11 protein-coding genes are annotated in these 13,535 nt (G+C 44.6%); 1 reads left to right on the forward strand and 10 read right to left on the reverse strand.

Annotated elements, in window-relative coordinates:
- Positions 1 to 25: 25 nt before the first annotated feature.
- The 10 genes from GC097_RS00775 to GC097_RS00820 all read right to left on the reverse strand — a co-directional run bounded on the left by GC097_RS00775 (position 26) and on the right by GC097_RS00820 (position 12,454).
- Positions 26 to 1,234 carry an MFS transporter gene (locus tag GC097_RS00775; RefSeq protein ID WP_171681442.1) on the reverse strand — a complete coding sequence of 403 codons (1,209 nt, stop codon included), beginning with the start codon at positions 1,232 to 1,234 and terminating at the stop codon, positions 26 to 28.
- 14 nt (positions 1,235 to 1,248) lie between these two features.
- On the reverse strand, positions 1,249 to 2,376 hold the full coding sequence (locus GC097_RS00780) for a Gfo/Idh/MocA family protein (protein ID WP_171681443.1): 1,128 nt from the start codon (positions 2,374 to 2,376) through the stop codon (positions 1,249 to 1,251).
- Positions 2,377 to 2,400: 24 nt separating this feature from the next.
- On the reverse strand, positions 2,401 to 3,216 hold the full coding sequence (locus tag GC097_RS00785; protein WP_171681444.1) for a sugar phosphate isomerase/epimerase family protein: 816 nt from the start codon (positions 3,214 to 3,216) through the stop codon (positions 2,401 to 2,403).
- A 5-nt stretch (positions 3,217 to 3,221) separates the two neighbouring features.
- Positions 3,222 to 4,748 (reverse strand): ABC transporter substrate-binding protein, encoded by a 1,527-nt coding sequence (locus tag GC097_RS00790; RefSeq protein ID WP_171681445.1) that lies wholly within the window; start codon positions 4,746 to 4,748, stop codon positions 3,222 to 3,224.
- Positions 4,749 to 4,800: 52 nt separating this feature from the next.
- Positions 4,801 to 5,685 (reverse strand): carbohydrate ABC transporter permease, encoded by an 885-nt coding sequence (locus GC097_RS00795; RefSeq protein ID WP_312875588.1) that lies wholly within the window; start codon positions 5,683 to 5,685, stop codon positions 4,801 to 4,803.
- A gap of 16 nt (positions 5,686 to 5,701) precedes the next feature.
- Positions 5,702 to 6,634, reverse strand: a complete 933-nt coding sequence (locus GC097_RS00800; RefSeq protein ID WP_246293865.1) for an ABC transporter permease — start codon at positions 6,632 to 6,634, stop codon at positions 5,702 to 5,704.
- Between the two features lie 97 nt (positions 6,635 to 6,731).
- Positions 6,732 to 8,348 carry a response regulator transcription factor gene (locus GC097_RS00805; protein ID WP_171681446.1) on the reverse strand — a complete coding sequence of 539 codons (1,617 nt, stop codon included), beginning with the start codon at positions 8,346 to 8,348 and terminating at the stop codon, positions 6,732 to 6,734.
- Between the two features lie 11 nt (positions 8,349 to 8,359).
- Positions 8,360 to 10,054 (reverse strand): sensor histidine kinase, encoded by a 1,695-nt coding sequence (locus GC097_RS00810; protein ID WP_171681447.1) that lies wholly within the window; start codon positions 10,052 to 10,054, stop codon positions 8,360 to 8,362.
- Between the two features lie 544 nt (positions 10,055 to 10,598).
- Positions 10,599 to 11,726, reverse strand: a complete 1,128-nt coding sequence (locus tag GC097_RS00815; protein ID WP_171681448.1) for an AbrB family protein — start codon at positions 11,724 to 11,726, stop codon at positions 10,599 to 10,601.
- A complete protein-coding gene (locus tag GC097_RS00820) occupies positions 11,726 to 12,454 on the reverse strand; it encodes an MBL fold metallo-hydrolase (protein WP_171681449.1) in 729 nt (242 codons plus the stop codon). Before GC097_RS00820 ends, GC097_RS00815 begins: the two co-directional genes overlap by 1 nt.
- Before the next feature lie 148 nt (positions 12,455 to 12,602).
- On the opposite strand from GC097_RS00820, the gene GC097_RS00825 reads away from it, so the two are divergent.
- Complete coding sequence (locus GC097_RS00825; RefSeq protein WP_171681450.1) at positions 12,603 to 13,511, forward strand: TetR/AcrR family transcriptional regulator; 909 nt, start codon at positions 12,603 to 12,605, stop codon at positions 13,509 to 13,511.
- The last annotated feature ends 24 nt before the right edge of the window (positions 13,512 to 13,535 follow it).

Raw genomic sequence — 13,535 nt, forward strand, 5'->3', positions numbered from 1 at the left:
CATGTTCACTTTCCAAAATCACTAACTACATTGTTTTTTCGCTTTGTGCGCTAGCATAACGCTCATTTATCCGGTACGAATTCTGTAATAAGTAGAAACCGATAAAACCGCAGATCGTGATGCCAAAGCAAATACGGTACAATACGGGTGCACCTAGATTCTCGAACATCCAGCCGCCGAGTATCCCTGCTATGATTCCGGATATACCTCCCCATGTCAGACCATAAACCGCTTGCCCACTGGATCTGTATTCACCGGGGACAAGGTGCGAAGTAAGCTGTGTCCCAACGTAATAGTAGCCACCGAATGTTATGGCATGCAGCAATTGGATGAATATGACCTGGATAGCCGAGCTCGCGACAGACATCAATAACCAGCGAGCCGAAAAGAGCAGACTGATCACGGTCAACCAACCCAGCATTGTGCGCGAATTTTTCTTCAAATACCGATCCAGCAGCAAAAATACGGGTACTTCCAGAATGGCTGTGGCAAAGGCAGCCCAACCGACAACCGTATTTGTTCCTCCTAAGCCCCTAATGTAGATACTGAGAAAGGTCGTATTCATCGAGTTTGGAATCGATATAAGCACGCCCAAACAGACGAAGATCAGAAAATTTTTATTTTGAAATACCGTGAAATAGCCTTTGTTTGTAAATTTCTCTTTCTGCTCCCTTTCATTGCCTCTTGGCATCAGGAAGGTAAAGAATATAGTGAATAGCAGCATCGCATCGAATACAATCCAGAGCTTGTTAATGCCCAGCCAGCCAATGATCGGACCGGCAATGACCGCAATAAGCGCCCATCCCAGCGACCCCCACGCACGAAACTCTCCGAATTTACGATTAGTCCCCTCAATGACGTTAAGGATCAAGCTGTTGCTTTGCGTGAACAGCGGGCTTTGAAACATGAAATAAAACAGCATCAGACTGTAAATCAACGGGTAGGATTCCGTCATAAACACAAATTGCATACAAATGAAGTTACCGATCAGGCAAATAATCAGAATGCGCTTGTTGTTGCGAAACCGATCCGCACAATACGCCCAGAATGGATTAGCTACCAGACCGATGAGCGGGCCACCGGCTACAAGAAGTCCGATCTGCACAGGTGTAAACCCAATATCCTTCAGATATAACGCGAAGAATGTGCTATAAATAGCCAGTGCCCCATAGAGCACAAAGTTGAACACCTTCAGCATTCCAAGCATATTACGGCCAATCGTATGATCCGACATGATTCCTACATCCCTTACAGTTTGACATTGGTTGACTTCGAATACGCAATGATCTCCTCAGCTGCTACTTCACGTCCCAGTCCGTCGGACAGGTACACGCCTTCACTGATCAGCATGGTTTGCAGCGCAATCTCCGCAGTCGGCAGAAGAGGTACTCTTCCCTGCAAGGCCGCGATCCAATGATGTTGCGAGGAGCTGTACGCATCGTAGTTCTCCTTGAGCCTGCCCCAACGGAGCTCCATGTCATCTAGGTTCACGGTGCTGTCCATATCCATGTCCGCCATGGTCGTATGAAAGCTGAGTCTACCCGTCTGAGATATCGACGAATACGAAGGAAGCCGTATTCCACCCTTGCTGCCCATCATACTTGACCCTTCGAAACCTCCCATATGGATCGACCACGCCTCGATGAGATCAAGCGTTGCCCCGCCTTCGAATCGGATAAACCCAACACCCAGCTCTTCGACGTCGAACTCGGATTCTATTCTTCTCGCCTCGTCCATATCCATCTCTTGATAAACTTTGCCGGACACGCTCTTCACCTTCGGAAGATCCAAAAGATATAGCATTTGGGCAATGTGATAGACCCCCATGTCGAGCAAGGCGCCTCCTGCTGCGGTTTCCTTCCGATTGAAAAACTTGGTGCCATAGCCATCCACGAACGGACGTCCTCTACGGCGAAACCCTGTTGATCTGGCATGGTACAACTTGCCTAAGCTTCCTTCTTCAATTAACGCTTTGGCTGCTTTGGTCTCTTTCTTATACAGGGTGTTCAGTTGGATATGAAGCATCTTATTGCAAGCTTTGGCCGTCTCCAGCATCGTATTGCCGTCATAATAGGTCCCGGCAATCGGCTTCTCGCAATATACATGTTTCCCTGCCTCAAGAGCTTCAATGGTCACTGGAGCATGGAAGTTGTTATGGAGGCATACATCGATCGCATCAATGTCCGCCCGTTTCAGCATCTCCCTAAAATCGGTGTATACATCCTTGATTTGAAATTGGTCGGCTACATGCCGGGCGGCTTGCTCATTAATATCACAGACGGCGACAACCTCAGCATCCTCGATCTGAGCATAGTTTTTCAGATGCGTAATACCGATCAATCCTACACCGACAATGCCAATTCGAATTTTACTCATTTGTATTCGCTCCTTTGACTTCTGTTAGTTTATATTCGATAATACTTTTTTCATTGCAGCAACGGCCCACTCCACCTGAACATATTGATTGCCCGGCGCATTATCCTCAATTGCCCAATAATCTTTAAATCCTCTATCAATCAACGTTTGTGCAATACGAATAGCTCGATCTTCTGCAGCCAACGTTTTGCCTCCAAAATGAACATGGCATGCCCATGGCGCTATAATGGAGTCTCCTTGCTCAGGATCAACCTTCCAGCGGTCAACGTGTAGCAAAATACCGAAATTAGGATGGTTGACTGCCTCAGCGATCTGCTTCAGAAAATGAGGATTAAGCGAAGGTCCCATATGATTCTCCGGACCAACCTTACTGCCGAAATCAGCTGCAATCCGGCTATACTCTTGATATCTTTGTACGATATGCTCAAATTGCTCTTGGCTCATCTCGAAGAAATCGCCTTTTGGATCATTCGAATACGAGCCTCCTGTATCAATTCGCACCGTCTTAGCCCCCAGTATATCTGCTGCACGCAAATGCTTTAATGCATTGTGATATTGCAGCTCGCGTTTCTCCTTGTCGAGATCCCATAAAGAAGCGGTATCAATGGCAAAGTTAACGACTGTCATTTCTTTCTCATCCAGGGCTTCACGAATTTTATGAAGATAATCATCATCTGCCAATTCCCACACTGGCTTGCTTTTGTCCACAAAAAAACCGTTATACAAATCAACCGTGTTCAGACCGTAACGATATTTCACCGTTTCCAAATAACCAAAAACGTCCATTTTCCCTTGTACAAATGTGTTTTGGAACGAATACCCGCCAATAGATATCTTCATTTAGCTCATCTCCCTGACTTTTTGTTTTTTGCTGACCATTCATCCAATTGCTTCTGCTTCTCAGCAATGACCTTATCTATCCCTGCCGCATGAAGAGCAGCATTGAATTTAGGAAGGTTGACTTCTGGATCCAGAGCGCCATTCTCTAGACCGCTTTGGTATTGACGAACAACGTTTGTAATCGCTGCCAATTCCGTTTTTACCGGCGACGGGTTGTAGCTGAAACCAAGGGCTGCAGACTTTTTAGATTCTCGATTGTATTGATCCATCTCAATCCACAGATCGGGATTGTCCGTTATCCAAGTGTGCGATAGAAGTTGATTGCCAAACATCCACCCTTGCCGCATGTTGTAGCCGCTGTTTGTTGCATTGACGCCTGACGGGAAATCAATTGATTTGCCGACCTTTTCATAGTGCTTGCCCTCAATCCCCCAGTCGATGAGATTAATCAAATCTCTATCCGAGTTTAGCAAGTTTAAAAACATCATGGCCCGCTTCGGATCTTTGGAATTGGCAGGAATACCGAGCATAATAGCTGTAATATTGGTTGTACTTGTGATTTGCTTGCCGATATTGACCAGCTCAAGTTTCGTATTCGTACGCGTTTCAGTCTGGGCAAGCGCACCCGGCTTACCTTTTTGAATGACGCCGAAACCGACGTTAGCCTTGATTAAATCGACTGCTGTTTCTTTGCTTGTCGCCGCATCTTTGCTAATATAACCTGCTTCATACCAGCGTCTAACCGTTTTTAACAGCTTCGCGTACTCCGGCGTCTCAAATAAATTGACGACCTTGAGATCATCTAAACTATTTAACACACCAATATTGTCACCCAGAATGTCCCAACTGCTTTCCAATATACGATTTACGATAGGCGCAGAAGCACCTGGCTTGCCAAGCGGAGTTATCGTAGGCTCATTCTTTCGAATCGTCTCCAGAATCGGATCCAAATCGTCTAACGTTTTCACCTTACTTGCATCTAGTTTGTATTTATCCAGTAGATCCTTGCGCATCATAACGTTGGTATTGGAGGCAAAGTCTCTAATACTTGGAATGGCATAAACTTTCCCATCAACTTTGGTTGCTTCCAGTATCTCCGGTTGGAGGGCTTTAAGGATGTCTTGCCCTTGAGATTTAAGCAGATCGTCAAGCGGCAGCAATTGTTTTTGCGCTACCTGTCTTGAAAATTCCGTGCCTCCCGTAACGATTAGATCGACTTGTTCATTTCCGGTGAGCATAAGTATGGTTTGCTGATCCCAAGCTGCTGGTTCAATTCTTTCCAGTTTAACTGTCGCATTGATTTTTTTGAGCGTGATTTGGCTCATCTCTTTTTCAACCAATTCCAAATCCTTCTGAGCCGGTCCATAAAATACTAACTTAACCTCATATGGCGGCAGCTTCTCATCACCGGCTATAGTCGTTCCTTTATCTCCCTCAACCACAGTGGACTTGGTCGATTCTTTGCTGCAACCTGCCAGTATCATCGACAACAATGTCATGATCAAAAGCATAATATTTACCCTATTACGCATAGCAGACCCTCCAATTTTAATAGTTGCGATCCTTTTGGAACTCATTATCGCTTTATCCTTTGACTGCACCTACGGTAAGTCCCTTTGCAAAATACTTTTGAAAGAATGGGTAGGTCACTAGGATAGGGATCACGCCGATGGCGGCAATCGCCATTTTCAAACCATTGTTGGGAATACCGTCTGGTGTCCCCATGTCAGCAACAAAATGCGAGTTACTGGCCAAGTATTGCGCATTCAATAGAATTGTGTTGAGCAAGACTTGAATACTATACAGCTTGCTGTCCGTTATATAGATGAGCCCATTAAACCAGTCATTCCAATAATTGATCAATTGAAATAGGCCAACCGCTCCCAATACCGGGGTAGACAACGGCAGAACGATTCGAGCAAAAATTGTGAATTCGCTGGCGCCATCCATATAAGCTGACTCGATCACCTCGCTGGGAATATTCATTGTGAAAAATGTGCGAATCAAAATCACAAAGAATGCGCTTACAAGTAAGCCGGGAATCAGCAGGGCGAATAGCGTATTTTTGATCTGGAACACATTTGAATACATTAAGTAGGTAGGGACAAGTCCTCCATGAAACAGCATCGTGAAGAAGATAAAGAAAGAAACTGCGTTTCGAAGCGGCATATCTCTTCGTGAAATCGGATAAGCGAGTAACGTCATCACGATCAAACTAGTAACTGTCCCGATTACGGTTACGAAAATCGAGATGCCATATGCCCGAATCAGCATAGCCGGCTCCTTGAACAAGTACTTGTAGCTCTCCAGACTGAATTCTGTCGGAAACAACGTGTAACCGTTCTTGATAATCGAATTCTCGCTTGATATCGATGATGCAACAAGCAGGATGAAGGGCGTTAAACAAAGCAAGGAGATTACGATAAAGATACCATTCATCACCCATTGTTCCGTTTTCCTAGGCATCATTTCATCTCACTCCTTTTTAGAACAGTGAATTATCCGGATTAATTTTCTTAACGACATAGTTGGAAATCAGGATGATGATAAACCCAACAATGGATTGATATACCCCTGCTGCAGATGACATGCCGATGTCTCCGTTTTTGATCAGCGCCCGATAAACATAAGTATCGATAACATTGGTTGTTGGCATCAAGACACCGGAATCAAGGGGAACTTGATAGAACAGACCGAAATCTGAATAAAAAATACGGCCGATTTGGAGTAATGTCATGATGATAATCACTGGCATAATCAGGGGAATTGTAATTTGAAAAATTTGCTGCAGCTTATTGGCGCCATCGAGCGTTGCTGCCTCATAATACTCCTGATCAATACCGACTACAGCGGCAAAATAAACGACACTCAAGTACCCTGCTGTGCTCCATATCTTGACCAATGTTAAAATGTAAGGCCAATACTTGGGATCGTTGTACCACATGATTCCATCATGTCCCAGGAGCGGAAGGATCGTGTTGTTAATGAGTCCCGTTTCCATACTGAGCAACGAATAGACGAGATAACCAATAATGACCGAAGACATTAAATAAGGAAGCAATAGGATACTTTGATAAAACCGGGGTAAGAAACGATTTTTCAATTCATTCAATAATACGGCCAATGCGACTGCGACAGCCAGATTAAGGGCAATAAAGACAAGGTTGTACAAAATTGTATTCCTTGTAATGATGTAAGCATCTTCTGTTTTGAACAAATACTCAAAGTTTTTGAATCCGACCCACTCGCTGTTCATAATGCCCTTGGCGAAGTTAACATCCTTAAAGGCAATCGTGAGTCCGAACATGGGAACGTAATTATTGATGAGCAAATAGAAGACTCCCGGTATTAACATCAGATAAAGCATTTTGTATTTCTTCATCTTCTTTAAGTTCGCATTACTTACCCATGATGACATGGTTGTGGTCCTCCTTTCCGCAATGTAATGGTAATTTCGTTGCTTGTTAACATTGTAATCTTGGAGTCCCCTGCCGAGCCACTACTAAACTGACATGTCAGTAATACAATTCTGACCTTTGGGATTTACGATACTGATTTGGATTCATTTGTACCTCATGCTTAAATATCTTTGCAAAATAAGAAAAATTCGAATAGCCTACACTTAATGCAATGTCGCTTACGGACATATTGGTGGTCACGAGCAGCTCCTTGGCCATAGCAATTTTCTCTTCCACTATAAACTCCACAATGGATTTACCTGTCTCTTTCTTGAACCGTCTGGACAAATAATCCGGATGCAAATTGACATGTCGGGCAATATCCTCTCTAGAAATAGCCTCGTCAAGATGCTGCTTGATAAAGGTTAAGATTCTATCCATGACCGATTGGGTATCCTCCATTACATAACTAAACTTGATCGTCTGATCCAGCGCATATTTCACCCAGATCTGCAGATCAGTCACAGAACGTACAGCCTGCGACATTTGCTCGATCGATATCGCTTCCCCAAGAACCTGATAGGCTTGCCATTCTTTGAATTGAATAAAAGAATAAAGCATCTGTAAGAAATTCTGGAAAAATTGTTCCAGAACCTCTGCTTTCAATCCAACGACTTCCTTAAGCGAGTTCAAATAGCGTTCTGCTTCGGAAAGAATGGCGTCATAGGCGCCTTGCTCGAGCATCTTTAACCAGACGTTCATTTGCAGGACATCGATCGACTCCGAGCTCTTCAAATCCTCGCTCAAGAAAAAAACGTGGTTACTCCGATTCAGATTGCTATCCTTCATACAGATCAAGCTGTTGTATCTGGTCGCCATCTCATGGATCCATCCCTGCTCGCTTACATAACATGAAAGATCGCAGCGGAAAAATTTGTTGCAAGACTCGATGTAGATTTTACACAGCTGTCTCATATCCTCCATAAGATTCTCGGTCTGTTCACGTACAGGAAGGATCGCTACAAACATATCACTGCTCATGCGTACCAATTGGCCATGTTCATCGCCGTGAAGGATCATATGGTCCGCGGCATTCAGAAGCGCATATTCCATAAGCCTCTTATCTTGAGCATTCAACTTCTCCGCCCAGCGCTGAACGAAGATCAGAATCGGCAGGAAGGATTCCGTCTCTCGGATTGGCAGGTTTTTTCTGTGCAGTACATCCCGTATCCGCTCCGGGCTCGATAGGCTCTGATCCATCACTTCCTGCCAGAACCTCTCCATTAAAATAGATCGGTTCGTATGCCATAGATTGGCGAAATATTGGTTCTCTATCATGCTGACATGCTGTTCTCTTTTTTCACAAATCCTCTCTATCCCTCTTAGAACAACTGCTCGCAGTTCATTGAACTTAACAGGCTTGAGCATATAGTCAAGGCTTCCCAATTGGAGAGCTTCCTGCGCATAGGCAAAGCTTGAATGACAGGTTAAAAATATGGATTGCGTTAACGAATGTTGCTCTCTTACCCATGACAACAATTCAAGTCCGCTGCTCTGAGGCATCTCAATATCGCAAATCATAATGTCAATGGGATGTTCATCAAATATCCTCATCGCTTGCTTCGCACTATGAGCCACATGGATATGGGAGATCGACAGTTCTGCCCAATCCACTCCAGCTTGAACGGCTCTTACCGCATGAATCTCATCGTCAACGATCAGTAATTGATACATGTCATCTCTCCTCAGATCTCATTTTCAAGAACGAACGGGAGCCTTACCACTACCATTGCGCCCCCATCCGGATGATTGGATATTATCAATTTAGCCCTACTTTGGTATAGCAACCGTAATCGACGTCTGGCATTCCATATACCAATATACCCGTTGTTCTCATGGGCTAAGTCAACTTCTGACTGCCATTTGACTAACGCCTCTTCTGAGAATCCTTTCCCCGTGTCTCGGATTGTGATGCATAGATAGGGCTCCTGATCCTCGCATAGCTCCATGTCCACGGTTAACTGGATCGGTTCCTCCATCGTAATGGCATGTTTAATCGTGTTCTCTACGAAAGTTTGTATGATCAGCGGAGGAATCAATGCCTGGGAAAGCGATTCGTCACCGTTAATCTGATAAGTAAACCCCTCCTGAAACCTCATTGCCTGGATCTGCAAATAGTTGCGGGTGTGAGCGATTTCATCTTCCAGCTTGACGAACTCAAGATTATTCTGAAACATGAATCTCATATAGTTGATTAAGTACTCCGACATATCCTGTATTAATTGATAGTTTTGAAATTGGGCAAGGTTATAAATTGTGTTCAGCGCGTTCAGAAAAAAGTGCGGATTGATTTGCAGTTGCAAATATTTAAGCTCTGCTTTCTGTATGAACAGCTGCTCTTCATAGACGGTGATTTTTAATGCTTTGATCTCCGAAACCATGCTATTAAACACATCATTCATCAGTTCAAACTCAAAGGAAACAGGATATTGCTTAACCCGTTGGTCCAGATTGCCGTCGCGCACTCGTCTCATTACCTCTACGATCCGGTTAATGGGGAGTAAGATAATATGCCGCAGGAAGATATAAAAAATCGGCAAAATCATCAAGGCTCCTAAGATCACCAGGTACCAAAGGTGCTGAAGAAACGGGAGATGTTCCAAGATGACGCTATAAGGGATCAAGAACAACAGGGAGAAATTACCTTGCTTCGAATGTGTACTGACTTGTAAATAGTCATTCTTGTCAGTGATGGAAGCGTTGTCAATCATCGGTATGAGATTTTCTGTGACAAGCAGTGATTTCCCTTCAGGCCCTATATCCAGCAAGTCGAAAGGAATCATCAACTTCGATGCCTTCACCCATGCCCCAATATACACATCCCCAATTTTTTGTATTTTAACGATATAGTAATCTTCATTAATTTGATATGGAAACCATTTTTCGAAGTCCTTTTTCTGGAAACCCTCCCTCTCCCGAAGCATCTGAATTATCCCTGATTGGATCTTTTTTAGTTGTTCTATCGTCGCGTCGGATGGTTGATTCGTGATAAGTTCTTTATTGACCGATGAATAAATGAATAGATAATCCATCTCTTTGTAAGTATGGATATCTCTTTCCAATTTATTAAATAGATTGATTTTCGCCAAGAAATATTCGTCGCTATTCACTTTTGCAGATATATCCAGCTTAATTAAATCGTTCTCAAAAGCGACCATAGTTCGTAGATACTTATCAATCTCCTCTAAATTCCGGTCAATTTGATCCATGTATAACGCTACCAAATGGCGATTGGAATTGGCTACTTGCTCGCGAACAACTTTCATCCCGTAGTAATTATCGAAAATAAGCAGAAGCTGCAAAGGAATGACAAGCAGAAGAAAGCCCACGATCAGCTTGAATCGAATGGACTTATTCGAGAGTCTATGTATGAGTGTCATGCTTCATTAACCTCCAATATTAGTGTTACTCCAATTGTTCGACACTTCACCAAACATCCCTTTATTTACCATTTAAGATTCGAAATCCTGCATAAAAATAATAAAAGCTTGATTTCCCAAGCACTTCCCCCATATGGGGGATTTATTTTTCTTAAACTGCTGTGCTAAAATACCCTGAAAATGGATATTTACGTTGCAAGAACAGGAGTCGAATTAATATGCCGTATTATGAATTCAATGAGATCTGGACACCGCTTAAATTAATTGGAATAAGTTTTTATAGAGATGAAAATGGGAGGGCATGGGTCAAGTTCTTTCGAAAACCTAGGCGTTTACTTCATAATCGTCGTTAGACCCATCAGTCTGGACTCTTTTCACTCCTCAAAATAAAAAACCGCCATTATAGACGGTTTTTAATCGGACTATATTCTAGTCACACAAGTTTTATTTCAAGTAGATGTTAACCAACTGTGTTCCGCTGCAATTTCTTGATTCGTATAACCTCTCCCCAGCAAAGACACCACTTCTTTCTCCCGCTCGGCAACTAATGAGCCGTTCTTTTAACCTTCAGCACCGACCGGAAGATCAGCCTCAGAAGAGGCGGCACCGCAAAAAAGATAAACAACGTTCGGAACAACTGATAACAGGTAATCACCGATAAATCTGCATTTACTTCCTTGGCAATGAACGCCATCTGATCCATGCCGCCCGGCGAAAGACTAAGAAATGACGTGGCAGAAGTGATATCATGCAGCCGCGTCAGCAGCAGGCTTAACAACATTGAGCACCCGATCAGTGCCACTCCGTTCAACAGCGCGAGCAGTACAATTTTGACCTTATGCTGCAAGTTTTCCGGCTTCAGCAGCAGCCCGATGTAGCTCCCCAGCATTAGCTGCGAGAGGTTGAGTACGAATGTCGGCAATGAATGGCCTTCATATCCGGACAAATTCAGCAGTATTGTGCCGATCATCGGCCCAAGAAGGAATGCAGTCGGGAACTTGATTCTTTGTCCAAGGAGTGCTAGCAGTACGCATACGATTGCAAACAGCCATAAATGCGAGTACAAGACCTCCTGCCCTGTAGTTCCGGTGGAGTAAGTGGCTGTGGCACTGTTACTGCTTGTATTGTGAAACAGCGGGCTGAAGATGAGCAGCGGTACACAGAATATGATCATGATCAGCCGGGACACTTGCAAAAAGGTAACTATCGTCAGATCGATGCCTTTCATTTCTTCAGCCAGTGAAACCATTTGGCTCAGCCCGCCGGGAATGCTACCCATAAGCACGGTCGGAAAAGGAATACCGGACAGCAACGATATAATAAACGCGATGCCTCCAGCGCATACAAGTAATAGTGCAGTAAACAGAACCATCGTAGGCAATTGGTGCCCGATCTGCACCAGAGTCGACGCGGTGAACGACAGCCCCAACGTATAACCGATGATGATCATACCGGTATTGCGGATTGGACCAGGCCAGTAGAGCGTAAAGCCCCTCATTGCTTTGGAGCCGATTAGGACGAAAACCATCGAGCCCAACAGCCAGGGAATCGGCATATGGATCAATTGAAAGAAGAATCCGCCTAAGATGGCAATGGAACAAGTGACCAGAAACCGGAACCACCTATTCTGCTTCCATGTTAAGCTTTGAGGTGAATGACCATCGCCGTTCATTACAAACTCTCAGTCAATTCGTCAATCACGGCTTGGACATCACCTTGGAATAGGCCTCCATGATAGCAAATGACATTGTCGATCGGATAAGCTTTGAATTTGCGCAGCGACGCAAGTGCTGTACTCAGATCAGGCGTAACTGCCGGATTGGGTCCTTTAAGCTTTCCATTCTCGACGACCATTGCATCACCGGCAATGAGGGTTTTGCTGGACTCATGGTACAAGCTAATATGTCCCGGCGTATGTCCGGGCGTATGAATGACCGTAAGACCTCCGCCGAATGGCAGCTTCTCCCCGTCTGCCAGCAGTCGGGTCACATTTTTTACTTTTCCCGAAAAAGTGGTCTCGAATGCGGGCGCAAGGTCCTGAGGTAAAGACGCAATCAGCCCTTTTTTAAACTCTTCGCTTAACTTGATCATCGGTTTCAAGCCATCGATATAAGGCTGGTCGTCCACATGCGCATATACGTCCACGCCCTCGCTCTTGAACTCCGGTAAGCTGCCCACATGATCGAGATCCTGATGGGTAAGAATAATGGAATGGGGTTTCGTCGGTTCAATACCCGCTTGGGTCAAAAGTTCCATAATGGTGCCGCGACTTCCCGGCATTCCGAGATCCACTAATGCATAAGCGTGCTCGTCTCGGACGACGACTGGATGGATGACCATCTGGTTCCCACCAATCTGTAAAGTAATCTCCAACATTTCGATATGTTCATTAATTTTCATGTTATGCCAAAGCTCAGAGCCTTGGCTCACCTCCTTGGTTTTTGTGTATAAAACTCACAAGTTCATTATATGACTTTATAGTTTTTTGTGTCAATTCCTTTATTGACCATCAGGGTTAGACATGTCAGAATGTGTAGAGGTGGTGAAAATGGAAGAATTCAAAAGACAACAAATCGTTTATACGGCTATGCGCATTTTCAAAGAAAAAGGGTATTTTGCTGCCTCCATGCAGGACATCGCGGAAGCTTGCGGCATGGCCAAAGGGAGTATCTACAAAGTATTCCCCTCAAAGGAGGATTTGTTCACCGGGATCTTCGTCGAGGTTCACCGGACGTTCTTCGAAGAAGCCCGGGCGCTTGACCGGACACTTAGGTTGGAGGGGCATCCTCCTAAGGAAATTTTGCGCCGCAAGATCGTGTTTCAACTGCAATTTATGCTCGAAAATTACTTTTTCACAAGCGAATTCAAGGATTTGCCGATCACTAGCAACGACAATTTTCTGCATGAATGGCGTAAGAAACGTGCCGATCTGCTTGCCATGCACCACGAATGTTTCCATGAAGCGTATGGCGAGCCCATTGTCCCTTATCTAGGAGATACCGTGGCTATCTTCCGCGGCATGTTGAAGGAGTATTTAGCTCATGCGGTTCAAGCCGTGATTGCAGTCCCGATGGCTGATTTGGGCGGTTTCCTTACGGATCGAATAGATGCTATCGTCGGCGACTTGATTTCAAGCCGAGCGGAGCCTGTGCTCAAAGCATCGAGCGCTTATTTCAACGACATTAACCCGTTGGACAGCAGCACCCGTCAGATTAACATTGAAGCGTTTCTGAAATTCGTTGCCGTCAAGATCGAGGAACTGCCCCAGCCAGCACGCATTCGGGAGGATCTTCGAGAGGTCATCGATCTGCTTCAACGCGAGCTTGAACAACCTAAACCGAGCGGCACCCTCTTGCGGGTATATATCACCTTCCTTGATACGGTCAGCGATTTGAAACCTTATGTGCACCAGTTCAGCCTCATGCTGAACCATGCGTTAACGCAGTATGATAAATAAAATGTCGTTATCGCATCGCGACAA

The organism is Paenibacillus planticolens (assembly GCF_013141725.1).
GTDB classification, from domain to species: domain Bacteria; phylum Bacillota; class Bacilli; order Paenibacillales; family NBRC-103111; genus Paenibacillus_E; species Paenibacillus_E planticolens.